The organism is Pseudocitrobacter sp. CD920760 (assembly GCF_057782505.1).
The window spans coordinates 1,017,127-1,043,434 of record NZ_CM173490.1; the positions used below are offsets into that span (position 1 = coordinate 1,017,127).

The window sequence follows — 26,308 nt, forward strand, 5'->3', positions numbered from 1 at the left end:
CATGCGCGCGAACCTTATAAAAACCAATTTTACCGCTGGCGAAGTTTCCCCACGCCTGATGGGGCGCGTTGATATTGCCCGCTACGCCAACGGCGCGAAGATTATCGAAAACGCGGTAGTGGTCGTGCAGGGTGGTGTTGTCCGCAGACCTGGCACCCGATATGCGGCGGCCACGAAATTCGGCAATAAAAAATCCCGCCTTATTCCCTACGTGTTCAACCGTTCTCAGGCCTACATGCTTGAATTCGGCGATGGCTACATGCGCATTTATCAGAACGGTAAGCAGCTGGTTAATGGCGACAATACGCCGTATGAAATCGCCAGCCCATACACCGCCGATATGTTGGCTGCCGTAAATTATGTGCAGGGTGCTGACACCATGTTTCTGGTTCATCAGTCTGTTAAGCCGCATCGTCTCCAGCGACGCGGCCAAACCGACTGGGTGCTTGAGCCAGCGCCATTTGTCGTTGAGCCATTCGACGAGGTGCGCGATACACCACAGAAGTGGTGTAAGCCGTCCGTAAAAGAATTCGTGGGCTCTGAAATTACGCTCACGCTGAGCGACGCTGATCCAGGCACCAACCCAACACCTCCATTTACGGGGGGCGGCTGGGTTGCTCAGGACGTGGGCTCATACGTTCGCCTTAATGGCGGTCTGGTCCTGATTAAAAGCATCACCAGCCCGCAGGTTGCCGTTGGTACTATCCGCAGCGACTTAACCGCCACGCAGGCGGCATCACCGGGTTCATGGACGCGTGAGGACACGGTCTGGACCAATGAATTTGGGTACCCCGGCGCAGTGACGCTATACCAGCAGCGTCTTGTCCTGGCGGGTTCGCCAAAATATCCGCAAACAATCTGGTGGAGCGAAACGGGCGTTTACCTGTCCTTTGAGATTGGTACCGAGGACGATGACGCGATCAGCTTCACGCTGTCTTCTGACCAGCTCAACCCGATTGTGCATCTGGCGCAGATGAATACCCTGATTGCGCTGACCTACGGCGGGGAGTTTACGATCACCTCCGGCAATGATGCGGCCATTACGCCGACCAATATTTCGGTGAAAAATCCAAGTCCGTACGGTTGCAACGGGATCCGCCCGGTTCGCGTTGGTACCGAAATTATGTTTGTGCAGCGCGCTGGACGTAAACTCTACGCAGTAGCGTACGATCCCGACAGCTTTGTTTCCTATTCCGCCAACGATATGACGGTGCTGGCAGAGCACATCACCTCTGGTGGCGTGCTGGACATGGCATACCAGCAACAGCCAGATGCGTTTATCTGGATGGTCAGGGCGGATGGCGTTGCGGTCACCATGGCTATCGATCGCGCTCAGGATGTAATTGCCTGGTCACGTCAGGTAACCGATGGTGCGTTCGAATCGGTGGCTACCATCCCGTCTGACACCGACGATGTGGTCTACGCGATTGTTCGCCGTGAGATAAACGGTCAGATCGTCCGATATGTAGAGGTGTTCGACAGCAATCTGTATACCGATGCTGCGGTGACTGGCACCAGTAGCGCAGGTTCTGCCACGTGGTCCGGTCTTGCCCATCTCGAGCGCCAGACGGTCGATGTGGTGGCCGACGGCGCTGTAATGCCGCAGTACACAGTTTCCTCTGGTCAAATAACTCTGTCGCGTCCCGCGAAAAGCGTGGAGATTGGCCTGCACTTTGAAAGTACGATTGAGACGCTATCACCTGAGGTTTCCACTACCGAGGGTACCACCCAAAACGCGAAGAAACGTACGAGCGAAGTGACTATGCGTTTTCTCGAAACTACTGGCGCAGAGTGCAACGGCCAGGTCATCCCGTTCCGCAGGTTCGGTCCAAAAATCCTCAACCAGCCCGCACCACTTTTCACCGGCGATCACTACTGGGGGAAACTCGGCTGGGAGCGCGGGGAAGATACCCTGCTTATCCAGCAGCGCCAGCCGCTGCCATTCCATCTTCTTGCAATTATTTTCACTTTCACCAGTAACGGGGGCTGACATGGTACGTAATGCAACGGCCGGGGATATCCCGGCACTGATCGAGCTGGGGGCGCGGATGTATATCGAGTCCCGTTATTCACAGAATTCACCATTCGATGAAGAAAAATGCGCAGAGCTCGCCCGCACTCTTATTTCATCACCTGCAGGCTGTCTGCTGGTGGCCGAAAAAGACGGTGCGGTAATTGGCTGGCTAGCCGGGGGGATTGCTGAGCAGTGGTTCAGCCGCCAGCTCATGGCCTTTGAATACGGGCTATTTATCTCGCCTGAGCATCGCGGCGGTACAGCTGGCCCGCGTCTCGCGAAAGCGTTTATCACATGGGCCGAAGACCACGGAGCCGCGCTCATAAATATGGGTATCACCACGGGCGTACATGAAGAGCGCACCGGTGATTTGTATTCACGCCTTGGCCTGTCCCGCAGTGGCCTGCTTTATTCCAAAGAGGTTTAAGTATGTGTACTGGCGTTGAGGTTGCTCTTGTTGCGTCTTCTGTCCTTGCTGCTGGCGGAGCGGTTTACAGCGGGCAACAGCAGAAGAAAATGTCTAATTACCAGGCTGCTCAGGCTGAAGCCGATGCAGAGGCATCTAAAGCTGCGGCGAAAGTTGAAGCTGAACGTATTCGCAAGGCCGGGCGTGCACAGGCCGCGGCGGCGAATGCATCATTAGCGGCGTCCGGAGTTGATACCGGCGAAGGGACGGCGCTGCGTATTCAGTCCGACATCGTTGGTGATGCAGAACAGGATGCGTATCAAACCATTTTGAATGGTGCCAACCAGAGTGCTCGGCTGAATGCGCAGGCTCAGGCTGATCGCATAAGCGGCAAAAATGCTTCAACGTCTGGCTATATTAACGCTGGTAGTTCTCTGCTATCCGCAGGCGGAACGGCATATAACGGCTGGAAAAAAGCAGGGAGTAAATAACCGTGAGAATACCAACAGGTAATTTTGGCAACGTTACGCCGCAGGTGAATCCTACCCGTGTCAGCGTGGGGAACGCTGGCGCAATCGGCAATGCGATCGCAGGGCTTGGCGCTGCCATTGGACAGACTGCTGAAGATGTGCAGCGCGTGCAGGATAAAGCGGATGTGGCGGCGACACAGGCCATTCTTCTTGACCTGGACTCAAAGTCCAGCGACCGCTGGGAAAACCCGGAGACCGGCGCACTTACGACCCGTCAGGGGTTCAAGTCTTCCGGCGTCGGTCTTGATATGGATAAGCTGGATTCTTCCGACTATGAAGAAGCTCGCAAACGCGTTCCTGCCAGCCAGTTGCAGTATTTTGATGCGCAATGGAAAGCCGGGCAGATTCGACGAACCAGCACTTATAACAGCTTTGAGCGTAGTCAAACCGAACAGGCACAGCGTCAGCAGCTTGACGCAACGGTGAAATCATCAGTCGAGCAGGAAGCCGGTGCATTTGACGATTCGCAGGCAGCGGCGCTAATTCGGGGGGCACGTAAGCACTCCATTGAGCTTTACGGTCAGGCGCAGGGATGGTCTTCCGAACAAATTCTACAGGCGATATCGGAGGCTGATCAGCGAGCAACAGAACAGCGCGCCCAGAACTATGCGGTAACCAATCCGCAGGGCTGGCTTAATGGTGACTTCCCGATTAAAGATAGTGCCGGGCTTGATATGCGCGCAATCGGTATTGTGGAATCTGGGGGGAAGCATTTTAAAGCTGACGGCAGTCTGGTCGAAGGCCCCGTAACAAAATCCGGTGAGCGTGCTCAGGGTAAGTACCAGTTAATGCCGAGCACAGGCAAAGCGCTGGCGGCTAAACGCGGCGTTGAATACAACCCGGCGGATGAAGATCAGAATGCGCTACTCGCGAGCGATTACGCTAACCAACTGTACGGCAAATATGGTTCCGAAACGCTGGCTGGTGCTGCTTATAACTGGGGAATGGGTAATGTTGATAAGTTGATCGCCAAAGTGGGTGACCCGCGTAAGGGGGAAATCACAGAAGCGGCGTTTATCAGCAAACTCCCGGCGGAAACTCGCGGGTGGCTGTCACAGTACCGTAAAAATAAAACGGGGTTAGACCCGGTATCTGTCAACAAAATCGACAATATCGCCGAAAGTCAGATCCGTGAACAGCGTACAGCTTTGCGCCAGCAAATCGATCCTATCCTCAATAATACTATGGCACAGCTGTATAACGGTGAAGTGCCTGACGCGATGCCAGATAAGGCGTCGATTATGTTTGCTTATGGGGAGCAGGGGGAAAAAGCCGTAAAGCAACTGGACATAGCCATTGATAATGCGCGTACTTTCCAGGCCATTCAGTACGTATCCCCCGCAGAGCAGCAGGCAGAACTCGCCAAAGTAAAGCCGGAGGCCAACGATCCAGATTACGCACTGAAACTTGATGCTTACGGTAAGCTGGGTGCGCTTGTACAAAAAAACAATGTGGCAATTCAGGCGCAGCGTGATGCCCGTCGTTTTAACGAGGCTCTGTCAACTGGGGAGAAACTCGACCCGTCAAATAAATCAATGCAGAAAGCCGCCGATGCTACCGATACCGCTCAGAATTTCCGTATTAATGACGCAGGAACACATGACGGAATTGTGCAGCAGGTAGCGCAGACGGGCATTATTCCGTCGCAGGTGACAACGCAGCTTTCGGCAATTTCCCGCGCCCGCAGCCCGGAAGCGGTACGGCAGGGCGCTGAGTTGTTTAATCGCCTGTACGATACAGACCCCGCGTCTGTCGGCGATATGTCGAAGGATATGCAGGGTTTTTACCTGACGGTCAAACAGCTGACCGATTCCGGTATGGCGTCTGATGCGGCTATCGAGCAGGCGCAGAACCTGACCTACAACCAGACCGATGCGCTCAAAGCGCAGCTGGCATCAACACAAAGCACTAAGGAGTATAAAAAAGACCGCAGTAAGGCGATGGATTCCGCCGTAAGCAGCATGTCGCAGTGGTTCCGGTTTGACCCATCTGCTGACGATCAGACGCCTGAGGCGGCACGTTTTCGTAATGACTATCAGGCGCTGTATGACATTAATTTCCGTACTACAGGTGGTAATGCCGACGCGGCAAAGAAAATGACCAATCAGCAGGTCGCCCGCACCTGGAGCATCAGCGAAGTGAACGGTGGTGCAAAATTCATGAAGTACGCACCGGAGGCACTCTATAACTACGGCCCGTCCGGCTGGCAGGCTGCACAGTGGAAAACCGAAAAAGAGCAACTGATGTACGGTGACCGCAAAGAAACGATAACTACCAGTCCGACACAACTCGGTATCACCTCGGGTAATGCGCCGTTTGTTGATACGAAAACGCCTGCAAGCCGTATCGGTGGTGATCTGGAAATTACGCCTGACGTTCTTACTGCTCGCCAGGGGGATTACGCCATTATGGTGCGAATGAAGGATAAGGATGGTATCGAGTCCGTGCAGCCGTTCTATGACAAGTACGGGCGGCCGGTGCGCTGGAAGCCGTCGCTTGAGGACTGGGAACCTTATAAGAAAATGCAGCAGGAGCGGGAGGCGCGTGCACAGGATGAGCTTACGCGAGGACAGGATATACGCGGCTTCAAAGATAAACACCGCGCGCTGGATGAGCAGTACAAACGCCTGCATAACGAGCGCATGGACAGTGTAAAAAATTACTTTTCGTGGAGCACTGAATAATGCCGGTATACGCCACTCCTGAAGAATTGAATAACGGATTCACCCCGGCTGGCAATGTGCTGACCGAACCGACGGGCTTTGATGTCTCCCTTCCAGAAGGTACCAACCCGGCACCCCAGCTGGAAGAGCCGTCGGTGTGGGGTGCTGCATTCCGCCAGAATAACCTGCTGGGCGGAATGTTCCGCCCGGCTAAACAGTTTGAACAGGTAGAAGGGTATAACCCATATGCGGATAAAAACGAGCTGCACGGATACGAACAATGGGGATCTGCGTTTGCGGATTCCCGCTCGCCGGAAGAAACAGCCTGGCTAAAACAGCAGATTGACGATGAAAACGAAGACCGACGCGTACTTTCTGAAGCTGGCGGCGAGGGAGTGTTAGCCAGTATTGCCGCTGGCGTTGTCGACCCGGTAACCGTCGCATCGATGTTTATCCCCGGTGCTCAGGGCGGTGCGGCGGCGCGTATTGCATCACAGGTAGCGATCGGTGCGGCAGGTACAGCGTTAAGCGAAGTTGCGCTCAATAACCAGCAGATCACCCGCACGTGGGGCGAAAGCGCTTCCCACGTCGCAGCTGGTGCGTTGATGAGTGGCGTATTTGCCGCTGCTGGCGCGGCGCTCTCACCCTCTGTTCGCACTGCGGCCACGCGGGAAGTGGCGGAGGCGCTTGATAATATGAGCGTAACATCGCCGGTGGATACCGCAGCAGCCTCGCTTCCTGATGGGGGGAGTATTGGTGCAGCGCGGATCAGCGAAGCGACACTCGAAGATTTAACCCCGGTTGCGGGAGGGCCACTCGGCAAGGCTGCGCGCAAGGCAGGCAGCTACCTGACGCCGATCACCCGACTGATAGAATCCCCTTCAAAAACAGCACGCCGTACAGCGCTGGAGCTGGCAGAGAATAACTTCACGCTCCAGGGGAATGCGCGTGGTATTGAAACGCCCATTGCAGCGGAAACTCGCGTTCGTGGCTGGCGCCGTGAAGAAGCAGCGGTAGTCGTGACCAACAAACAGGCGTATGCAAAATATAAGGCTGATGGCGGTGATCTGAGTTTTGCGTCGTTCCGCGAAGAGGTTGGTAACGCCATGCGCAGCGGTGATGTGCATGCTAACACGGTAGTTCAGGAGACAGCGCAAGCCATGCGTACCGTCGTTAACCGTGTGAAGGTGGCGCAGCAAAAACTTGGGCTATTGCCCCCGGATGAAGAGCTGAAGGCCATCGGGCAGACCAGCTATTTCCCGCGCGTGTATAAGGTCGGGAAAATCGTCAACGAGCGCGATAAATTTCGCGATATGCTGGTCGACTGGTGGTCGCGCGGCGAAAAAACGATGTCCCGCGAAGAGGCTGAAATAACGGCAGACGCCACTATTAATAAAATTGTTGGCGCAAAAATACCGCAGGATTTCGCTAATGTATTTATGGTCAAATCCGCAGGCAGCACCAAAGGCCGTACGCTCAGCGTGCCAGACCGTCTGATGAAAGATTATCTGGAGAGTGACGCGAACTATGTTTTACAGCGCCACATTCGCGAGGCATCCGCGGAGGTTGAACTGACCCGCACTTTTGGCAATAAGACCATGGAAAAGCAGCTCAAGGATATTCAGGACGAATACGACGCGTTGATGCGTTCCCGCCCCAAAGACCAGGCAAAACTGGCAAAAGCCCGCGATAACGATCTGCGCGATATTACCGCGCTGCGTGACCGCCTTGTTGGCACGTACGGCATGCCTGACGACCCGTCGTCGTTTTTTGTTCGCGCCGGTGCGTTCCTGCGTAGTGCTAATTTCGTCACCAAACTGGGGGGGATGACGGTTTCATCAATCCCCGATTTGGCACGTGGTGTGATGGTTAATGGCTTCAAAAATATTACCCGCGGCTACGGGGCGATGATAAGCAAGTCTCCAGCATGGGCCGCCAGCCGGACAGAGCAGAAGAAAATGGGGGTAGCGTTAGAAACCATCCTGCACACTCGTGCACGTACGATGGGGGACCTGGTGGACAGTTCATCGCGTACCACAGCGGTGGAAGCCGGTATGGAGCGCGTTACCGATGTGTTCGGCAAGCTCACGCTGATGGGGCATTTCGACGATATGAACAAATCGGTTAACGGAATGATCACGTCTGACGGTATTCTTTCCGGTACGTTCGCAGGCCGTCGCCTGGCGAAGCTCGGCATTAACGACAATATGGCCGCACGTATCCGCACTGAATTTCAGAAGCACGGCGAGGTGATTGACGGCTGGCATATTGGTAATTTTGACAAATGGGACGATCAGCATGTCGCTGGCGTGTTTCAGTCTGCTGTACTGAAAGACGTTAACAATACTGTTATCACCCCCGGCATTGGCGATACGCCTCTGTGGGCCAGCACCCCCCTCGGCAAAACGGTATTCCAGTTCAAATCGTTTGCTACGGCGTCTTATAACCGTGCAACGCTGGGCGGGTTACAGGAAGGGACTGCGCAGTTTTATTATGGTACTGCATTCCAGATTGGCCTGGGCTCGCTGACGTATGCACTTAAAGAAACCGCTAACGGGCGTGAAGTGGACTGGTCGCCTGAGAAACTGGTGATAGAGGGCGTTGACCGCTCCGGCATTCTTGGCCCGCTGATGGAATACAACAATATGGCGGAAAAAGCATCCGGCGGTATGGTCGGGCTGGGTGCGCTGCTTGGCACAGGCACTCAGTCACGTTATGCCAGTCGTGGTTTTATCGGTTCCGCACTAGGCCCGACGTTCGGCCTGCTGGATACCGTTACTGACGTAACCGCTGGTGTTCTGAATGGCGATGCCGGTGATCGGGTGCTGCATAACGTGCGTACGCTTCTGCCAGGTAACAACCTTTTCTGGATTGCCCCACTGATAAATCAGGTTGACCCTGGCATGCGGTAATCGGTCGGGATTCCGACCTTGAACCCGCGCCATCATAGCCCTGTATTCACTACGGGGCTTTTTTATGCATCAGGATTACAAAACACGCCTTACCGCGCTCAGCGATAAACTTACCGATGTGGTGCTCGAAGAAGCCGATCCGGATAACTGGCCGGGGGCGGGGAAGAAACCGAGCGAACTGACCAAAGACGAACGCGGCGACCGCTACTGGGATAAGAAGAATGCAGCTGCGTCGTTGACGTTGCTGATCAAGGTGCATTCTCTTATAGGTATGCAGACGCGCGGCGGCACTCCTTCTGATAATCCAGGGCAGGATGATGAAGCCTTTGCGCTGGGCCAGCAGGTGTCGAAAGCTGAGCGCGAGGCCGCGGCGATTATTGAGCGCCTGCAGAAAGGGAAAAAATGATTTCGTTCCTCGCCTTCTTTTTAATGTGGGCGGAGCGGATGAACTGGGACGTTCCTGACTGCCACTATCGCGCCTGTCACTGGCTGGAGCATCGCGGAAATCTCGCGGTGCTTCGCTGTTTTCGTGGGTTCGGTAAATCTACTATTTTGGGCGTCTATAATGCCTGGCGATACTACTGCGATCGCCAGTACCGTATTCTGCACCAGTCGGAATCGGACTCCACAGCGCGCAAAACCAGCCGCGATACGCAGAACGTTTTACGCAACCACCCCCTGACTAAAGGCATGTTGCCTGACGGGCTGGGAACGGTTGAGCAGTGGTGGGTTAACGGGTCGCTGGATATGCGTAACGCCAGTATGTTCGCAAAAGGTATCCTGTCGAACGTCACTGGTGCCCGCGCTAACGAGTGCCAGAATGACGACGTGGAAGTCCCCGGCAATATCCAGACGCCGGAAGCTCGCGAGAAACTGCGTTATCGCCTGAGCGAGCAGACCCACATCCTGATCCCCGGCGGGCGCAAACTCTTTATCGGTACTCCTCACACACATGACAGCCTCTACGATGAAATGGAATCAGCGGGCGCTGACTGTCTGACCATTAAACTGTTTGAGAAAGAAAAGCGCATTGAGGCGAAAGACGCCACACAGCTGTGTTACGTTATTCCGTTCCGGCCTGAGTACGTTTTTGCAGGTATCCATAAGGCGGCCCGCCTGCTGGTCGAAGACGTTGACTATAAGCTGACCGCCGACGGCTTGGAGTTTGCTGCGGCGCCAGAGACGGTTATTGATTTCTACGCCGGATGTGCCTGGCCTGAACGCTTCGATCATGACGAGTTAGAGCTGCGTCGAAAAGAATGTCGTACAGTCAACGAGTGGGATAGCCAGTATCAGCTGCACAGTAAACCCGTTGGCGATGTTCGTCTCGATCCTGACCGCATCCGTGAATACAACATTCAGCCACAGATCCGTTATGCGAACCGTACGGCCTCGCTCTGGCTGGGTAACGTGCAAATTGTTGGTGCTGTTGCCTGGTGGGATGTGGCCACAGGAAAAGTTAAGGCTGATGCTTCGGCGTTCTCGCTGATGCTGACGGATGCCAGAGGACACTTGTACTGGCACATCTGCCAGGAGCTTGCAGGAGAGCTGGCAGAATTTGACGATAACGACAAAATCACTGGTGGGCAGGTCGCACAGATTAAAGAACTGGTAATCAAATATCAGATCCCTGTTGTCTGCGTGGAGGTAAATGGCCCTGGCAGCTTCGCGGGCAAACTGTTACGTCAGGCACTTAAAGGCACTGGCTGCGGTGTCAGGGAAGAATTCAGCGTTACTAACAAGCAGAAACGTATCCTCGACGCGTTCGAAGCTCCACTGTCTTCGCGTTTTCTGTGGGCACATTCCGACGTACTGGACGGGCCTATGTATGACCAGATGCGTGATTTCAACCCGGCGCTGACCACCCAGCCTGACGATTTCATTGATTCCGGAGCGGGCGCCGTTAGCGCAACACCTGTGCGTATAGGTAAAGTGGTCGGGATTCCGACCGGGCAGGCGCGCGAATATTGGCAGTTAAGTGACGGAGACCATGAAGTCGAAGTCGATTACTAACAATGCCAGAGGTTTCGCATCATGTCGGTACCTAACCAGACACCATATATCATTTATAACGCGAACGGTCTGACGACTGTTTTCCCTTTCGAATTTTACATTATCAATTCTGGCGATATTCAGGTATCGCTTAACGGTGACGTACTCACAACCGGATATAGTGTCTCTGGTGTGGGTAATGTTGGAGGAGGCGATGTTACGTTTTTAACCCCGCCGGCTAACGGTTCGGTGGTTATGCTTGAGCGCGTAGTCCCTACATACCGTTTAACAGATTATCAGGACAACGGTGATCTGCTGGCTGATACCGTTAATAAAGATTTTGACCGTCTCTGGATGGCTATCCAGCGTTCGTTTATCTATCTCGGTCTGGCACTACGCCGTCCACTTTTTGGTGGCCCATTTAACGCCGAGGGGTATCGGATTTCAAATCTGGCCGATCCGATAAACCAACAGGACGCTGCTACAAAGAACTATGTAGACAATGTTAGCCTTGTTCGGACATTGCGAGTGCCGGAGAACTACGTCAATGCTCTTCCTGCTGCTGACCAGCGAGCTAACAGGCTGCTGGCGTTCAACGAGGCGGGCAATCCTATCACGGTATTACCTCCATCTGGTTCTGCATCAGATGTTTTGATAGAGCTCGCCAAACCAACAGGTGCATGGTTAATTGGCAGGTCAAATTCGCTTCAGCAATTATTAACATTCAATGTTCAAGTTGGTTATGTATATGAAACGGAGGGTTATTACTCATCAGGCGATGGCGGTGGCGCTCGCTATCTGATTAGCTCAACGCAAGGGGAAATTCCTGAGCTGGCTTATCTGTGTACTAATGGCCTGTATGCTATTTTGCAACACAACGGGACTATCTCTATTGAGCAGCTTGGTGGGAAAGGCGTGTCATTAGGTCAAACTGCGACCGAGGACTCATGGCCTGCGTTCTATAAGGCGTACCAGATTAAGCGCGCTCACCTGTTCGACCTGTCAATTGAATTTGTTGCCGGTAAATCCGCATACTATTGCAGTAAGCCCGTGCTGTTAACCACTGGTATGACATTGAGGACACCTAACTCATCATGGGTTTGTAAAATTATCTACGGGGGTGGTACGGTATCAGCTACAGAAGTTCCAGACGTTACACCGCCGATTGTAGATGACCCTGTTATCCAATTCAGCACGATCCGAGCACATGTTCTTGTTATCGGCACTAACGGCAACCCTTGTTATTATGCCACTATTGATGGCTTTCAGTTCAGAAATGACGCCAGCATATCCGCAACTGGCCTGTACGGCGTGTACGGACCGTATATGAGTAAGGTTAATATAAAGAACTGTCGGCATGAAAAGGTTAACTACGGCATCCGATGGATTAATAATTGGGGTGGAAGCATCTCACAGACAATCTATCTCGGCATAGATACATCAGTAGCCCCAGTTGCTGGGTCGGTAGGAGTATGGGGCGAACCAGCCGCAGGGATTAGTTCGTACACAAACGGCGGCACGTCTCTTACGCTTGACGTTGTAGGGTCTTCCGGGTTTCAGACCGGGTTTAAATTAACTAACCAACAATACACTACTTTAAATTCCTGTTACTCCGAAAAAGGAAATAACAGAGCGCTAGAGTTTACGGGGTGCGACGGTATCGTCATAAACGCTTTTGGGCTTGAAAACCTGATAAACACACTGTTCTCGTGTATCCGATTTAACAATAGTAGAGTGACAGTTAACAGCTTAGTCTTCGCGTACAACAACACAGCTTCAGGGGGTAACGTATTTTTCGCTACCGACAGAAGTAAAATTAATATCGTCGGCGTGAGCTTCGGCAGGCTTACGAACATAGGTTCCGCATTATCACTATTCAACGTAGATGGTACTTCTGAAATGTCGGTAGACGGTCCTGTGGATATACCCGCTTCGCTTATTAGCTCGACTGGTTACGGGTTTGCCACTGTAAACGGCAAATTGTACAGCGATAACATTTTCACTGGTACTTTAGGAATTGCAAATGGTAGCGCGACTACTAACGCTGTAACATTCACTGCCAATGAATTTAGCTATAAGTTCAAGGGTGGATCTGTTTGGTTCAACTACTATGCTGCATGGACAGGTGGGAGTGGTTCTGACATGCAAGTCTATGGTTTCCCTAAAAACTTTGCTAAAGAGTGTACTTTCCATGCATCACTTCCAGCGGCGGCAAAGGTTGTTTATGCCAGGTCTGTGCTAGCAACTAATCGGGTACGTATTTCAGGAGCAGCTGACGCCAGCAATACAACCATCCCGACTTCCGGCGCTTTGTTTATTCAGGGAGAATATGTTATATAAAAAATCCCGCCATTAATTTGGCGGGACCTTATTTATCTATTGTAACCAGTGATGGATTTTACGTTGTAATATTTTGCCATCCACTGATTGAACCAAGCATGTTTGTATGGGGTAATATTCGCCGTTCCATTATATGCATTATACGATGAGACAGGCTTTGTTAATATTTTTAATGAAACATCATCATTGCTTGTCTTTGTTGAAAGTACCTTGTTGTTCTCTCTTACCTCAAAATAACTTCTTCTGATGTCCTTGAAAGCGCCTAGATAAACTATAATGGAAATTAAAGAAACGGAAATCAGTGAAATGTTTCTGTAAACACTGGAGTTGCTAATTAAATTATAAACATATGAGATTGTTATTATCAGAAACACGGATGAGCCAAACGCCGCCCTGGTAACAAAATAAGGTGATAACACCATGCTATAAAGTGCTGAAAAGTGCCCAAGCATCAATGTTGTAATGAAAAACCAATTTTTTACGCTTAGTTTATTACAAGTTATGGCGTACGCTACAAATGAGATTAAGCAGATGTAACCAACAAAAAATAATGATACATCAGCATTAAAGACATTTATGAAATGTTTTATTAAAACATCCATTGACATATCTACCCCACCCATTCTTTTTGATCCGGGAGCAGATATTATTAGATATGATCCAATGCATGAAAATATTAAACTAACTATTTTCCATAACTTAACCGCTCTAAACTGAAAATAATCATAGATTATTATGATAGAAGCAATAAGCATTGCAGCTGGACCAGAATTTTCGTTAGTTGCCCCCGCAAGAAAACCGATAGTGATTGCCAGGAGTACAGTTATTGAATTTGTGGGTTTGTCTTTAATGATAAATAATATAAATAATGAATAAAATAATGACATCCACAGGTAGTTACCAGCGCCAGACACCCACAGCACTGTTTTTCCAAAATCTGGTATCAATAGCCACATCATGCCAAATAGAATGTAGACTGTGGTTTTTGAATGCACCTTCGAATGCTCCGATATGATACTTTTGATTATAAACCCAAGAGATACGAAAGCGATTGAGTTGAAAATGTTGAACAGAATTTTATCAAACTGCATAAAAAATTGAACAACTGAGTGAGCCAGGAAGCGACCATTCCAGATATTATAGTGATGAATCTGTGATTTAATGATAGACGCAATTCCATCTATTTTCTCAACTGAGTCATCAGGCATTGGTTGGAATACAAACCTGTAGGCATAATCATCAGATGTATAGCCAGTCATATAATTCAACGCGAATATAAGAATAAAAACAACCCACGCGCAAACAATGTTATGAATATTAGACTTAATAAACATTCTCATTTCTTATTTCCAGTATTGTTTTTTACAATATATCTTGGCCTCTTTTTAACCTCGACATAAATTCTTCCGATGTATTCCCCCAGAACACCAATTCCTATTAATTGAATTCCGCCAAGGAAAAGTATGGATACAAGGAGGGATGGATATCCTCTCACAGCGTTTCCAAAAGCAAGGGTGTCTATAATCATCCATGAACCATACAGGAAGGCTGCCCCGGCAACAAAAAGACCGATGTAGGTCCACATGCGCAGCGGGAAAGTTGAGAAGCTTGTTATACCCTCAAGAGCAAGGTTCCATAGCTTCCAGCCGTTGAATTTGGTACTACCTGCTACGCGTTCTGCGCGCGCATATTCAACAACATCGGTCCTGCCGCCAACCCAGCTCAGCACGCCCTTCATGAAGAGGTTTCGTTCTGGCATGAGTTTAATATTTTCCACCACTTCGCGAGACATGAGCCGGAAATCGCCAACGTTTTCTTCGATCTGCGGGTTGCTGATTTTGTTGTGAAGTTTATAGAACCACTCAGCAGATTTACGCTTCAGCCGACTGTCAGTAGAGCGATCAGAGCGCTTAGCCAGCACCATATCTGCGCCGGACTGCCATTTCTCAATCAGGTTAGGAATAACTTCAATAGGGTCTTGCAGGTCAACGTCAATCGGAATAACCGCATCACCGGTAGCGTGGTCCAGACCAGCGAACAAGGCAGGCTCTTTACCAAAGTTGCGGGTGAATGACAGCGGAACCACAAGCGGATCGGCAATAGCAAGCGCGTTAATGATGGATTCTGTAGCGTCTTTGCTGCCGTCGTTGATGAAGACGATTTCTACTTCATGCTGCCTGAGTCCTTCAAATTCCCGAACCGTTTTATAAAAAATGGGTATCGCGTCTTCTTCGTTGAAGACGGGAACGACCAGAGAAATTTTCATTTCGCTTCCCTAAAGACAATGAACTTAGAATAGAAAAAGCCACATACAAGACTGATAGCAGAGAACGCCACCAGTGTGACGATTGGCGGCAAGCCACACCTGTCAGCAGCCCAACCTACAGCAGCACTCAGCGTTCCCATAAATCCAACGTAAAGCATGTAACGCAGCGTGGAAGTGGATGCTTTAAAAGTGAAGCGTGCGTTAGCGTAGAAACTAAAGCTGACGGCTACCACGAACCCCGCAAAGTTCGCCAATGCCTGACTTGTGGACAACCCATAAATGCAAACACCAAACACAACCCAGTGAATGAGCGTGTTGAGTAGGCCAATCGATGTGTACTTAGCAAAAAGTTTTAACATTAGAAAAATCAGTCAATTCTGAGAAGGCAGAAGTTTAGCACCTCAACAACTCCGGATCGACCACCTGTATACGGTCAGGATTCCGACCGCAAATCAGCCTTACCCTCTCTGAACTAAACTCAATTCCCTCTGGGGGTAAGGTATGAGGATGAACAACCTTTCAGACGCAGCGGCGGGTCTGTCGTACGGCACATCTATTGGCAGCTTTGGTTACTGGCTGCTGCAACTCCTCGATAAAGTGAGCCCGAGCCAGTGGGCTGCTATTGGGGTACTCGGCAGTCTCTTATTGGGTCTGCTCACCTACCTGACAAATCTCTATTTCAAAATCAAAGACGACCGTCGAAAAGAGGCTAGGGACAATGGCTACCAGCAAAACTAAGCTAAGCGCTGCCGTTCTGGGGCTGATCATTGCAGGCGCTTCTGCACCGCAAATCCTCGATCAGTTTCTGACTGAGAAAGAGGGGAACAGTCTGACGGCGTACAAAGACGGCGGCGGGGTCTGGACTATTTGCCGTGGCGCTACGATGGTGGATGGTAAACCGGTGGTTCAGGGCATGAAACTGACTCAGGCGAAATGTGACCAGGTAAACGCCATCGAACGGGATAAGGCGCTTGCGTGGGTTGAACGTAATATTCACGTTCCCCTAAGTGCTCCACAGAAAGCGGGTATTGCTTCGTTCTGCCCGTATAACATCGGCCCCGGTAAATGTTTCCCCTCGACGTTCTATAAGCGTATCAATGCTGGCGACCGTAAAGGTGCATGCGAAGCGATCCGCTGGTGGATTAAAGACGGCGGCCGCGATTGCAGACTAACCAAAGGTCAGAAGAACGGTTGCTATGGTCAGGTTGAGCGCCGGGATCAGGAAAGCGCCCTCACGTGCTGGGGGATAGACCTGTGACTATTAAATCAAAGCTGCTATTGCTGGCCGTTCTGCTGGCGCTCTTTGCTGGTACGTATTATGCCGGTTACCTTAAAGGTTGGTATGCGCACAGCGACAAGGTAAACAGCGAGCATACAGCGAAGGACAAAAAGGTGGAGAAAGCCGTCGCTACCGGCGAGCAAAAAGCAGCAGCGGCCAGCGCAGAAGGAAAAGTGATTTACCGGACCATTTACCGAGACGTGGTGAAATATGTTAACGACCCGAATCATATTAAGTGCAATTTTGACGATCACGCTGTGCAGCTGCGCCAACGAGCCCTCGATGCGGCCAACTCCATCAGCGGATTTGATGCAGGAGCCGTGCAAGGGAGCGAGTAAAGCTGGGACAGACAGCGACGAAGATCTGCAAGCGGACATCGAAACAGCGGAATGCCTGCGCCAGTTACGGCTGGATAAATATCGTTGGCAAGCTTGGTACAGGGCTACTGAATAGCCTGTTTTGTTCCTTAATCGGGAGCGAAATAAAAACGGGTATCAATTCGGGTATCTAGAGCATTTTTAAAAATAAAACACAGCAAAAACAGATTGTTATTTGCTGTGTTTTACTCCTATTATCGGCACCATTTCAAACTCCTCCCAGGTCTACCGAACTCAACTAAAAGCCCGTATACTGCGGTTCCTAGCCCGTATCTTATCTCCTGTTATCAACTGTACTCAACCAGAATCAAGTCACAGTTGGGGGCATAAGTGGGGGCATTCTGTGTTCGGTCCAGGGAGATGCCCCCAATGAAGCTTAATGCCCGACAGGTAGACGCTGCTAAACCCAGAGAGAAAGCCTACAAACTGGCAGATGGTGCTGGTTTGTATCTTGAAGTCGTTCCCTCTGGTTCACGATACTGGCGGATGAAATATCGCTTCAATGGAAAAGAGAAGCGTATGGCTTTTGGTGTCTATCCGACAGTGTCCCTTGCACAAGCGAGGGCATTACGTGATGAAGCCAAGAAGAAGCTGGCCGAGGGCATCGATCCGTCTTTCGCCAAGAAAGAAGAAAAGCTGGTTCGGGATGTGCAACTTAATAATACGTTCCAGTCTGTGGCGCTTGAGTGGCACGGAACGAAAGTGGGCCGGTGGTCAGAAGGCTATGCCTCTGACATTATCGAAGCCTTCAATAAAGATATTTTCCCCTATATCGGTCAGCAGCCAGTCAACGAAATTAAGCCTCTTGTTCTGCTGAATGTATTGCGTCGAATGGAAAGCCGTGGTGCGACAGAGAAGGCCAAGAAGGTTCGCCAGCGCTGCAGCGAAGTCTTTCGCTACGCCATCGTTACTGGCCGTGCGGAATACAATCCGGCTGCGGATCTAACCAGCGCGATGTCAGGGCATGAATCGAAGCATTATCCCTTCCTTACCGTTGAGGAGTTACCAGACTTCTTTAAAGCTCTTTCTGGCTATACAGGCAGCCCGATGGTTGTTCTTGCAGCACGTTTGCTGATCCTTACGGGAGTTCGCACCGGTGAGCTTCGAGGTGCTTTCTGGAGTGAGTTTGATCTTGAGAAGGCGGTGTGGGAAATTCCTGCCGAGCGAATGAAGATGAAACGGCCTCACCTTGTCCCCCTCTCTACCCAAGCGCTGGAGATCGTACAGCAGCTTAAAGTGATGTCTGGGCAATATCCTCTTGTGTTTCCTGGAAGGAATGACCCCCGTAAAACGATGAGCGAAGCGAGTATAAATCAGGTGTTCAAGCGGATTGGATATACGGGGAAGGTAACGGGGCATGGTTTCCGCCACACGATGAGTACGATTTTGCATGAAGAAGGGTTCAATACGGCATGGATTGAAACCCAACTTGCGCATGTCGATAAGAATGCGATCCGTGGGACGTACAACCATGCGTTGTATCTGGAAGGGCGGAGGGAGATGATGCAGTGGTATGCCGACTATATTAATAACATTGGCAAAAATAAACTTATCATAGCCTTATGATACTAGCTCCGAATTTAGCCATTTATTGGTAGATAGCGTGAAAACTCAAGCATAGCTCCTCCGTTTTGGAGGAGCTATGCACTAGAACTGTTTTTGCTAATTTACATTTACGTCTGGCGGTCTAATTAATACCAAAGGTGGAGGTTCCTGATTACTCGAAGTGTTAAGTAATGATGACCTGCATAATGGATCTTAAACCAAAGAAATAATAGATTCCAAAATATAGGAAGGAAAACTATGAGTCGTTACTGTGAGGACATCAATTCAGTAGTTTAGGGTTACATTTCAATGCAACCCTTTTTTTCATGAAAAATACACTGGAAAGAAATAAACCTATTCAATCGTAGTATCGATGTTTAAGTTTTAAACATCAACGCTTTCTTCTTGTAATTCCTTAACAAGCTCATCCCTAGATTTTTTTTCAATTACATCTCTTTCCATTTGTAATTTCTCAAGCATGAAACTATTCGTCAATTCAAACGTATCAAATATTGTGTACCAATTCTTAACGTAACGCTTCATATTTGCATCATCAGATACTAAACCAACATCACCACGGCCAGCATAGTTTGACAAGCGAGTAGGAATCTCTATATCTTGACTAGAAATCTTCCTACCTATAAGAATTAATTCAAAGTGCAAGTTTTGGCTAGAAAACTCAGGATGCCGTTTAATAATCCCAGCATAATCTTCCAGTTGACGTAAATGCTTAACATTAAGGGCTATGCTTGGTCTTTTAATTTCAATAATTATGCATCTAAAAATCTTATTGCCGTTAGAGTCAAAAGTTGGCATCCTTCTGGCTAAGAATAAATCCGTTTGTCTCTTAGCGCCTATAATATCCTCTCCATTTTCCACATCTTGTGCATCTATGTTATTTATGGAGTAAACACTATCCCTCAATGATTTTGCAATCTTAGTAAAAGTATCTTCCTCAGCACCTATAGTTTCGTATCTTTCACCAAATAACCATGTGTTATTTTCAATGATTTTTTGTAAGTCAGGCGTTTCTAGTACTTCTTTATAGTGCTCGTTCATTATTAGCTTTAACTTCTCAACTGCAAAACGCCTTCTTTGCAACTCCTCAATTGAACTTATAATATTTTCTAATTTTGTTTTTTTCAATTGTGATGCAAACCTAGAAAGATCACTATCACTTAAATCCAAAACACTTTCCAGAATATCAAATAAATCTTCATTTTGATTTGACACAAGCATCTTATCAAGAAGTCTGATGATTATTTTTTTCTGCTTTATAGTCAGTGATACCAAAAACTGAGGATCGGCAATATAAATACTTCTTACAACCTGCTTGATGTTATTTCTTTTCCAGTTAGCATATGTTATATCGTATTCATTGTATGTAGGGAAAGCACCATCCTCTTCAAGCTTTTGTATGGCTTTTTCAACCTGCACTCGCAGAAAATCATCATATATAGCTCTGGAGAATTTTAAGATGTTTTTAACTAGCTGCCGCCATGCTTTTGAATCAGGATTACTTTTAGCTGTTGAAAAAATGTCATCGCCATTAGCACTAAAAGTATCAGCCCAAATAGATGAAACAAACACACTCAAATGAAAATCTCTTTTTTTATTGAATGTTGTAGATTCTTTGTGAACTATCTTTCCTGAACTATCAGTCAAGTAAATAAATGATTTTTCCGTCGCTGGCTTTTTATCCCAGCGAATCCCTTTCACAGAGAAATAATTGTTTTCAATCTCGAAGGAGACCTCTTTTATTTCGTGTTCTGGGATGTCAACTTCAACACCATTTACAAAAATCTTCCTTTCATCATCCAATGCTAATTTACAACAGAATTCATTGGACAAAATAGAAATCAGTTCGCGTCTATCTGGAAGGCTTGAATGCAACAATGTTAACTCAACACACGTTCCCTTATCCATTGCATTCAATAAACAGTTTTGCTCATCAGCGTCGATATCTATTTGAGCTTCATATGCCTTAATATCCTCATCATTAATTTTGATATAGGCATTTCTACCTAAGTGTTTAGTATACCAGATAGCCTGATGACAAAGTCTATGAAATGATAAACGCCCTCGACCTTTAGATCCGTGTTGATCAATGCTTGTTTTTTTTAATGAATCGTTAAATCGATTAAAGTTGCTGCCTAAATCAGTAAAGTTTATCCCATCACCATCATCAAGAATGGTCAGTTTTTTTACTGTATCAAAATGGTCATAAACTATGTTTATGTTAATATTCTTAGCGCCAGCATCAAATCCATTCCATACGAGTTCCAATATCGCCTGTACAGGTTCAACTGACTCAAAATGATTCTTGATACCTAAGCTGTTGATTTCAGTTGTGCCCTGAATAATCTGCTTTGCCATTTGCGCTCACATCCTATGATGGAATTGAATTTTACATTTTATAGAGTAGTTTAGTAACATCAAGATAGGTTTTTAAAGAATCTTATCTAGATCAAACCAACCCCCATAAACTCGTTCAGAGTGCCGTAGAAATCTCAGTAAAAAAATCACGCCTAATCCCCTAAAACCCGCACCTTACCTATGGTCAGAACTTTCAGCATCAAGATTAACGCAATGCTAAAGCACCTCACATTTTGTAATGAAAATTTTATCGTTCCGGGAATCGCAGTCGGGTGCGGTGGAGTGCCGTAAGCGTTACGTGACAGCACAAATCCTCTTGTGGTGTTGCACGGTAGAGCAGTGATATTCAGGCCATTTGTCATTAGTAGCAGACAAAGGATGTGAAAACCACATGGGCTGCAATAAACCGTGCTGTGGGTAACTATCCGCGCTGATTAAGCCGCGACCGAAGGCCCGCTTCTTGTTCAAAGCAGCCCTTTAAACCTTAACGATGGCAGTTCAGTGCCATGAATCACCAGATATTTAAAAGCTCATGGATTACTAGGATGGATATGTGGTTGAGATATCGATCTGGTTCTGATCGATTTTTCCGCTGATGTGTAATAGGTGAAGATCATATTCTAGACGCTGGATGTTAAAACCGGGCTGAGCTTCGTTTTGAACAAGAAGCTTCTGACTCAAAAGGTCTTCAACTTTCGATGCTAGAATGAATTATCATTTGGGTGATCCTACGTAAGGATAAAAAAATGTAAAAGGTTAATGTTTTTTTATCCTTTCGGTGTTTCTATATCTCAATGGTGGCAATTTGTATTTTTTAGAGAAGACTCTCGTAAATGTTTGCTGGGAATCGAATCCATATTTATAGGCTATACCCATCACTGGCTCATTAGTCTCGATGAGATCTTTAGCTGCAAGTTTAAGTTTTTTATCTCTTATATATTTTCCAAGGCTGACTTCTTTCACCTGTACAAAAATACGCTGAAGATGCCACTTGGAGTATCCTGCCCGCGCAGCAACATCCTCTATCTTCAGCGGCTTATGTAAGTTTGAATCAATCCATTGAGTTATCTCATCGATGATGTCTTCTGTTCTGAACATAAATCGACGCTCACTATAAGAGGGCTGAGACACATCCTGTTCGAGATGCTAATGATTTACTTATAGATTTCAGCAACCCCGTGCAGTCGATTATTCCCCGTGGTTGACAGAATTTTGAACGACGTTGCTCCTTGCTCATCAGCCTTACGAGAGAGCGCATCCGATAACTCATCAAGTGTATAGGCATTGCTTGCCGAGACGACACCGATCTTTTCTTTCCCATCTGCATGATTAATTTCTTGAGCAGCAGAAACGGAATTCACAGAAATAAATCCCATGACCAATGTAGCAATAAGTAGTGCTTTCATATCTAATACCTCTTTAAACTCTATGTTTGAAACTGAACTCGTATCAGGGGGGAACGCCCACTGTCTATATATTCAAATATACAGACCTAAGCTGTCATGAGACTGACCGCTATATGACAAAATTGTCAGGGTTGTAGATTAGTTAATTTTTTGAATACAAATTCAGCTCGTTAACAATGCACTCCGGTTCTTCCCTGAGAGGCATATTGTCTATGTCTAAAACCCCATCATTTTTTTGTGCATCATCAGTCTGCAGGTCTGCAAACAGTGGGGTAAGATCCTGTGGTGCTTCACCTCGTTCAGCCACCAGCTCGAACGTTTTATTTTTTGCCTCGTCGTTGGTCAGGGCACTGACCAGAACCTCTGCGATTTGCTCACGGGATATCACACCATCTTCCGGTGTCCCTGCGTGGCGACGATCCCCCTGAAGCATAACAATTCTGTGTTCATCATCATTGTTGTAATCAAACCAGCCGGGCCGGACGATGGTATAGGGATGACCGCTGGCCCTGACCAGACGCTCGGCACGTCTTTTCCAGTCATGAACCTCAGTTCGTTGATTCCAGGTGCTGAGCCGCTCAGTCACGCCAATCGTGGTCATCAGGCTGATACGAACAGACGTATCCTTGAAAATTCGTAAAATATTACGTACTCCGCCATAATCGATCGCTCTGGCACCAATACGACCCTGACCATCGGAACCGAGCGTGAAGATGATGGCATCAATATCTTTCGGCAATTCGGTGAGTGTTTCCGGCATTGAAACATCGCCATAAAAAACATCTGTTCCACGAGGAAGCAATTTTACTTTGCGTTTATTTCTGACCAGTGCCACGGGCTGATGGCCCATTTCAATAGCGGTATTCACGACATGAAGACCAATACTTCCTGTCGCGCCTGCAACGAGTATTTTCATAATAAACCTTCTGATAATTCGGACTTATTTTCGATACGGTCAGAATATCAATTATCATTATTGTCAGTAATAGGGCTAAAATGATTGTGTCTATGAATACCCTTCATGAGTATGCGATGAAGGGAATGCCTCCATAAGGAAATCGCCGATGCTCAAAGAAAACTTCAACGAACTGCAAATCTTTCTTGTGGTGGCAAGGGAGCGAAGTTTTACCAAAGCGGCGGGCAAACTGGGCGTTTCTCAGTCTGCACTCAGCCATGCGATGAAGGCGCTGGAGGAAAGGCTGAATATCCGCCTTCTGACCCGTACGACCCGAAGTGTAGCCCCTACAGAGGCCGGTGAGAGAATTATTGCCTGCCTTGAGCCGCGTATTGCCGATCTCGAGCAGGAACTGGAATCGCTGGTTCAGCTGAACGGCACTGCCTCCGGTAATATCCGTTTATCTGCCGGGGAGCATGCCGTGCGAAGTCTGGTATGGCCGAAGCTAAAACCCTTCCTCAGAGAATACCCGGAAATCAATGTTGAACTGGTCGTTGATAACGGCTTTGTCGATATTGTTGAGGGGCGTTTTGATGCCGGGATCCGTCTGGGGGAAAGCGTGGATAAAGACATGATTGCGGTAAGAATTGGGCCGGACATGAGAATGGCCGTCGTAGGAGCGCCGTCTTATTTCGCGACAAATCCTGCACCTGAAACACCGCACCAGCTACAAAATCATCGGTGTATCAATATGCGCCTGCCGACAGCCGGTGGGCTTTACCACTGGGAGTTTGAGAAGGATGGGAAACCGTTACGGGTCAGAGTGGAAGGGCAGGTCACGTTTAATCTGCAGGCAGAAAGGATTGATGCGGCGTTATCAGGTTTTGGCATTGCCTGTATACCTGAAGACAGGGTGCAGGATTATATAAAGTCAGGAGAGCTTATTCAGATTCTGCAGGACTGGTGCCCATCTTTCCCCGGATATTACCTCTACTACCCGAGCCGCAAGCAGCATCCGCCCGCTTTTGCGCTGATGATCGATGCACTTCGCTACCAGGAATAACGGGTCCGTAGACCCGTCCGGGTATTAACGGCCCACGCGAGCCTGATGCTCAGGAGAGTAACGCTTGCCGACGATTTTAATCGTTTCAAGCGCCTGGGTTATCTGCAGTGAGTCATCCTGTGAAAGAATGATGTCGGCAGCCCCCAGATTTTCCTCCAGCCGGTGCATTTTGGTTGTACCTGGGATAGGAACAATCCACGGCTTTTGTGCCAGCAGCCATGCCAGAGCGATTTGTGCAGACGTCACACCTTTCTCTGCCGCCAGTTCACCCAGCAATGAGACCAGCTTTTCATTGGCTTCAATCGCCTGCCCGGCGAAACGCGGCACCGTGCTGCGGTAATCATCTTTGCCAAAAGTGGTTCCTGGCTTAATCGAGCCCGTCAGGAAGCCTTTGCCTAATGGGCTGAAAGGCACGAAACCAATGCCCAGTTCCTCCAGTAGCGGCAGGATCTCCCGCTCAGGCTCACGCCACCACATGGAGTATTCGCTCTGCAGCGCCGTAACAGGTTGTACGGCATGTGCACGACGAATAGTTTGCGCACCCGCTTCGGACAGACCGAAATGTTTAACTTTGCCTTCTGCGATCAGGTCTTTCACCGTTCCCGCAACATCTTCAATCGGGACATCCGGATCGACACGGTGTTGATATAGCAGGTCAATGACATCAGTCTTAAGACGGCGTAATGATCCTTCCACCGCTTTACGGATATGCTCCGGACGGCTGTTTAAAATCTGCTGCTTGTTGTCATCGCCAAAAGTAAATCCAAACTTGGTGGCGATGACCACGCGGTCACGGAATGGTTTTAAGGCTTCGCCAACAACCTCTTCATTAAGGAAGGGGCCATACACTTCAGCGGTATCGAAGAAGGTGACGCCACGTTCAACCGCTGCGCGAATGAGCTCGATAGCCTGTCTGGTATCGGTCGCCGGGCCGTAGCCGTGGCTTAAGCCCATGCAACCGAGCCCAAGCGCGGAAACTTCGAGTCGGGATTTACCCAGATAACGTTTTTGCATTGAATGAAACCTCTCTTATCGCGACTTAAACATCAAGTTTGCGGCCAGTCAGCCACTCTACCATCGCCGGGTCGCGGTGAGAGAAGAAGGCGCTGGTTGCGGTGTCGAGGGCGGCAATCTGCAGCATATCTTCAGCGCTGAGTTCAAAATCGAGAATGTTGATGTTCTCTTCCATGCGTTCTTTGCGCACCGATTTCGCCAGTGAAATGATGCCTCGCTGGAAGATCCAACGCAGCACAACCTGACCCACGCTTTTGCCGTACTTCTGACCAATTGCTGTTAGCACGGGATGCTGGAACAGACCATTTTTACCCTCTGCAAACGGTGCCCAGGCTTCCGGCTGAATGCCACGGCTTTGATTCCATGGAACGGCATGCAGCTGCTGGTTGAAGGGGTTAACTTCAATCTGGTTTACCGCAGGAGCCACTTTGTTGAAGGCGATAAGGTCGGCCAGTCGGTCAGGATGGAAATTGCTAACGCCAATGGCGCGGATTTTGCCAGCCTGTTGCAGTTCTTCCATCGCACGCCATGCCCCATGGACATCGCCGTAAGGCTGGTGAATCAGATACAGGTCAACGTAATCAAGCTGCAGTCGGTTCAGAGAGCGTTCGAACTGGGCTTTCGCGCCTTCATAATTAGTATCCTGCAGCCACAGTTTGGTGGTGACAAACAGTTCATCACGGGCGATGCCGGTCTGTTTCAGCGCGTTCCCGACCTGGGTTTCATTCTGGTAGGACGCGGCGGTATCTATCAGGCGATATCCCGTATCGATGGCATCAATAACGGCTCTTTCGCATTCAGCGGCATCAGACATTTGAAACACACCAAAGCCCAGCAGGGGCATTTCAATCCCGTTGTTCAGTTTTACAGTTTGCATGACGTTATCCTTCAGCTGTTGTGTAGGAAAAGCATAACGCAAAGTGATTTATTCGATTAGATGGGGTAATTAGCTAGGGTTTATTAGGTGTGTTCATTAATGTAGAGGGTCTGACGGTCGGCTTTGTGCCGGGAGCGGGAGTAGCTAACAACAGTTTGTGTGGAGCAACTGGGAGCAGGTCGGAACCACCGTGAGCGAAAAGTGGAAAATCAACATATAGTAAAGCTTGAAAAATTAGTTCAACTATTATTATAGTGCTTTCGATGTTGTTAAATGCGATCTGAAATCACTAAGAAAATTCGCTATAACGGCGTGCAAATATTACTTAACTGAAATATTGAGCTGTATATTTA

22 protein-coding genes are annotated in these 26,308 nt (G+C 48.8%); 13 read left to right on the top strand and 9 right to left on the bottom strand.

The window, feature by feature from the left end; all coding sequences use genetic code 11:
* The first annotated feature begins 1 nt into the window (after position 1).
* The 8 genes from AC1MKH_RS04680 (at position 2) to AC1MKH_RS04715 (ending at position 12,857) form a co-directional block, all read left to right on the top strand.
* Positions 2-1,990, top strand: coding sequence for a phage tail protein (locus AC1MKH_RS04680; RefSeq protein WP_327621923.1), 1,989 nt, complete (start codon positions 2-4; stop codon positions 1,988-1,990).
* 1 nt (position 1,991) lies between these two features.
* Positions 1,992-2,441, top strand: a complete 450-nt coding sequence (locus AC1MKH_RS04685) for a GNAT family N-acetyltransferase (RefSeq protein WP_327621924.1) — start codon at positions 1,992-1,994, stop codon at positions 2,439-2,441.
* 2 nt (positions 2,442-2,443) lie between these two features.
* Positions 2,444-2,911: a hypothetical protein gene (locus AC1MKH_RS04690; RefSeq protein WP_327621925.1), complete on the top strand. Its 468-nt coding sequence runs from the start codon at positions 2,444-2,446 to the stop codon at positions 2,909-2,911.
* 2 nt (positions 2,912-2,913) lie between these two features.
* The gene (locus AC1MKH_RS04695; protein ID WP_327621926.1) at positions 2,914-5,634 is read left to right on the top strand and encodes a transglycosylase SLT domain-containing protein; all 2,721 of its coding nucleotides are present in this window, start codon (positions 2,914-2,916) and stop codon (positions 5,632-5,634) included.
* Positions 5,634-8,525, top strand: a complete 2,892-nt coding sequence (locus AC1MKH_RS04700; protein WP_327621927.1) for a hypothetical protein — start codon at positions 5,634-5,636, stop codon at positions 8,523-8,525. The genes AC1MKH_RS04695 and AC1MKH_RS04700 overlap by 1 nt, the downstream gene beginning before the upstream one ends.
* A 64-nt stretch (positions 8,526-8,589) precedes the next feature.
* Entirely contained in the window at positions 8,590-8,931 is a 342-nt protein-coding gene (locus AC1MKH_RS04705; RefSeq protein WP_023295985.1) for a hypothetical protein, read from the top strand.
* On the top strand, positions 8,928-10,538 hold the full coding sequence (gene terL / locus AC1MKH_RS04710) for a phage terminase large subunit (protein WP_327621928.1): 1,611 nt from the start codon (positions 8,928-8,930) through the stop codon (positions 10,536-10,538). The genes AC1MKH_RS04705 and terL overlap by 4 nt, the downstream gene beginning before the upstream one ends.
* A gap of 21 nt (positions 10,539-10,559) precedes the next feature.
* Positions 10,560-12,857 carry a phage tail fiber domain-containing protein gene (locus AC1MKH_RS04715; protein ID WP_327621929.1) on the top strand — a complete coding sequence of 766 codons (2,298 nt, stop codon included), beginning with the start codon at positions 10,560-10,562 and terminating at the stop codon, positions 12,855-12,857.
* A 32-nt stretch (positions 12,858-12,889) separates the two neighbouring features.
* Here the strand turns inward: AC1MKH_RS04715 and AC1MKH_RS04720 are convergent, their stop codons facing one another.
* The 3 genes from AC1MKH_RS04720 to AC1MKH_RS04730 form a co-directional block, all read right to left on the bottom strand.
* Complete coding sequence (locus AC1MKH_RS04720; RefSeq protein WP_488451760.1) at positions 12,890-14,116, bottom strand: DUF3329 domain-containing protein; 1,227 nt, start codon at positions 14,114-14,116, stop codon at positions 12,890-12,892.
* 77 nt (positions 14,117-14,193) lie between these two features.
* On the bottom strand, positions 14,194-15,123 hold the full coding sequence (locus AC1MKH_RS04725; protein WP_327621931.1) for a glycosyltransferase family 2 protein: 930 nt from the start codon (positions 15,121-15,123) through the stop codon (positions 14,194-14,196).
* The gene (locus AC1MKH_RS04730; RefSeq protein ID WP_327621932.1) at positions 15,120-15,482 is read right to left on the bottom strand and encodes a GtrA family protein; all 363 of its coding nucleotides are present in this window, start codon (positions 15,480-15,482) and stop codon (positions 15,120-15,122) included. The genes AC1MKH_RS04725 and AC1MKH_RS04730 overlap by 4 nt, the downstream gene beginning before the upstream one ends.
* 148 nt (positions 15,483-15,630) lie before the next feature.
* Between AC1MKH_RS04730 and AC1MKH_RS04735 the strand changes: the two genes are divergently transcribed.
* The 4 genes from AC1MKH_RS04735 to AC1MKH_RS04750 all read left to right on the top strand — a co-directional run bounded on the left by AC1MKH_RS04735 (position 15,631) and on the right by AC1MKH_RS04750 (position 18,345).
* Positions 15,631-15,861 carry a phage holin gene (locus tag AC1MKH_RS04735; RefSeq protein ID WP_059312318.1) on the top strand — a complete coding sequence of 77 codons (231 nt, stop codon included), beginning with the start codon at positions 15,631-15,633 and terminating at the stop codon, positions 15,859-15,861.
* Positions 15,842-16,381 (top strand): lysozyme, encoded by a 540-nt coding sequence (locus tag AC1MKH_RS04740; protein WP_327621933.1) that lies wholly within the window; start codon positions 15,842-15,844, stop codon positions 16,379-16,381. The genes AC1MKH_RS04735 and AC1MKH_RS04740 overlap by 20 nt, the downstream gene beginning before the upstream one ends.
* Positions 16,378-16,740, top strand: a complete 363-nt coding sequence (locus AC1MKH_RS04745; protein WP_327621934.1) for a hypothetical protein — start codon at positions 16,378-16,380, stop codon at positions 16,738-16,740. The genes AC1MKH_RS04740 and AC1MKH_RS04745 overlap by 4 nt, the downstream gene beginning before the upstream one ends.
* Before the next feature lie 408 nt (positions 16,741-17,148).
* Complete coding sequence (locus AC1MKH_RS04750; RefSeq protein WP_276222989.1) at positions 17,149-18,345, top strand: tyrosine-type recombinase/integrase; 1,197 nt, start codon at positions 17,149-17,151, stop codon at positions 18,343-18,345.
* Between the two features lie 363 nt (positions 18,346-18,708).
* Here AC1MKH_RS04750 and AC1MKH_RS04755 read toward each other — a convergent pair whose 3' ends face one another.
* The 4 genes from AC1MKH_RS04755 to AC1MKH_RS04770 form a co-directional block, all read right to left on the bottom strand.
* Positions 18,709-20,700: an ATP-binding protein gene (locus AC1MKH_RS04755; RefSeq protein WP_327621935.1), complete on the bottom strand. Its 1,992-nt coding sequence runs from the start codon at positions 20,698-20,700 to the stop codon at positions 18,709-18,711.
* Between the two features lie 756 nt (positions 20,701-21,456).
* Positions 21,457-21,798, bottom strand: coding sequence for a helix-turn-helix domain-containing protein (locus AC1MKH_RS04760; RefSeq protein ID WP_276223048.1), 342 nt, complete (start codon positions 21,796-21,798; stop codon positions 21,457-21,459).
* Positions 21,799-21,854: 56 nt separating this feature from the next.
* Entirely contained in the window at positions 21,855-22,106 is a 252-nt protein-coding gene (locus AC1MKH_RS04765) for a YdgH/BhsA/McbA family protein (protein WP_063850127.1), read from the bottom strand.
* A gap of 142 nt (positions 22,107-22,248) precedes the next feature.
* Entirely contained in the window at positions 22,249-23,022 is a 774-nt protein-coding gene (locus AC1MKH_RS04770; protein WP_276222982.1) for an SDR family oxidoreductase, read from the bottom strand.
* A gap of 148 nt (positions 23,023-23,170) precedes the next feature.
* Here AC1MKH_RS04770 and AC1MKH_RS04775 point away from each other — a divergent pair, with 148 nt between their 5' ends.
* The gene (locus AC1MKH_RS04775; protein ID WP_231825282.1) at positions 23,171-24,064 is read left to right on the top strand and encodes a LysR family transcriptional regulator; all 894 of its coding nucleotides are present in this window, start codon (positions 23,171-23,173) and stop codon (positions 24,062-24,064) included.
* A gap of 24 nt (positions 24,065-24,088) precedes the next feature.
* Here the strand turns inward: AC1MKH_RS04775 and AC1MKH_RS04780 are convergent, their stop codons facing one another.
* On the bottom strand, positions 24,089-25,078 hold the full coding sequence (locus AC1MKH_RS04780) for an aldo/keto reductase (RefSeq protein ID WP_276222980.1): 990 nt from the start codon (positions 25,076-25,078) through the stop codon (positions 24,089-24,091).
* A gap of 25 nt (positions 25,079-25,103) precedes the next feature.
* Positions 25,104-25,955 carry an aldo/keto reductase gene (locus AC1MKH_RS04785; RefSeq protein ID WP_166465503.1) on the bottom strand — a complete coding sequence of 284 codons (852 nt, stop codon included), beginning with the start codon at positions 25,953-25,955 and terminating at the stop codon, positions 25,104-25,106.
* Positions 25,956-26,308 lie beyond the last annotated feature (353 nt).

Excerpts from the sequence above, each read along its gene's own strand:
- AC1MKH_RS04680 (WP_327621923.1), top strand. The coding sequence starts at position 2 with ATGCGCGCGAACCTTATAAAAACCAATTTTACCGCTGGCGAAGTTTCC.
- AC1MKH_RS04685 (WP_327621924.1), top strand. The coding sequence starts at position 1,992 with ATGGTACGTAATGCAACGGCCGGGGATATCCCGGCACTGATCGAGCTG.
- AC1MKH_RS04690 (WP_327621925.1), top strand. The coding sequence starts at position 2,444 with ATGTGTACTGGCGTTGAGGTTGCTCTTGTTGCGTCTTCTGTCCTTGCT.
- AC1MKH_RS04700 (WP_327621927.1), top strand. The coding sequence starts at position 5,634 with ATGCCGGTATACGCCACTCCTGAAGAATTGAATAACGGATTCACCCCG.
- AC1MKH_RS04705 (WP_023295985.1), top strand. The coding sequence starts at position 8,590 with ATGCATCAGGATTACAAAACACGCCTTACCGCGCTCAGCGATAAACTT.
- terL (WP_327621928.1), top strand. The coding sequence starts at position 8,928 with ATGATTTCGTTCCTCGCCTTCTTTTTAATGTGGGCGGAGCGGATGAAC.
- AC1MKH_RS04715 (WP_327621929.1), top strand. The coding sequence starts at position 10,560 with ATGTCGGTACCTAACCAGACACCATATATCATTTATAACGCGAACGGT.
- AC1MKH_RS04720 (WP_488451760.1), bottom strand. The coding sequence starts at position 14,116 with ATGACTGGCTATACATCTGATGATTATGCCTACAGGTTTGTATTCCAA.
- AC1MKH_RS04725 (WP_327621931.1), bottom strand. The coding sequence starts at position 15,123 with ATGAAAATTTCTCTGGTCGTTCCCGTCTTCAACGAAGAAGACGCGATA.
- AC1MKH_RS04730 (WP_327621932.1), bottom strand. The coding sequence starts at position 15,482 with ATGTTAAAACTTTTTGCTAAGTACACATCGATTGGCCTACTCAACACG.
- AC1MKH_RS04735 (WP_059312318.1), top strand. The coding sequence starts at position 15,631 with ATGAACAACCTTTCAGACGCAGCGGCGGGTCTGTCGTACGGCACATCT.
- AC1MKH_RS04740 (WP_327621933.1), top strand. The coding sequence starts at position 15,842 with ATGGCTACCAGCAAAACTAAGCTAAGCGCTGCCGTTCTGGGGCTGATC.
- AC1MKH_RS04750 (WP_276222989.1), top strand. The coding sequence starts at position 17,149 with ATGAAGCTTAATGCCCGACAGGTAGACGCTGCTAAACCCAGAGAGAAA.
- AC1MKH_RS04755 (WP_327621935.1), bottom strand. The coding sequence starts at position 20,700 with ATGGCAAAGCAGATTATTCAGGGCACAACTGAAATCAACAGCTTAGGT.
- AC1MKH_RS04760 (WP_276223048.1), bottom strand. The coding sequence starts at position 21,798 with ATGTTCAGAACAGAAGACATCATCGATGAGATAACTCAATGGATTGAT.
- AC1MKH_RS04765 (WP_063850127.1), bottom strand. The coding sequence starts at position 22,106 with ATGAAAGCACTACTTATTGCTACATTGGTCATGGGATTTATTTCTGTG.
- AC1MKH_RS04770 (WP_276222982.1), bottom strand. The coding sequence starts at position 23,022 with ATGAAAATACTCGTTGCAGGCGCGACAGGAAGTATTGGTCTTCATGTC.
- AC1MKH_RS04775 (WP_231825282.1), top strand. The coding sequence starts at position 23,171 with ATGCTCAAAGAAAACTTCAACGAACTGCAAATCTTTCTTGTGGTGGCA.
- AC1MKH_RS04780 (WP_276222980.1), bottom strand. The coding sequence starts at position 25,078 with ATGCAAAAACGTTATCTGGGTAAATCCCGACTCGAAGTTTCCGCGCTT.
- AC1MKH_RS04785 (WP_166465503.1), bottom strand. The coding sequence starts at position 25,955 with ATGCAAACTGTAAAACTGAACAACGGGATTGAAATGCCCCTGCTGGGC.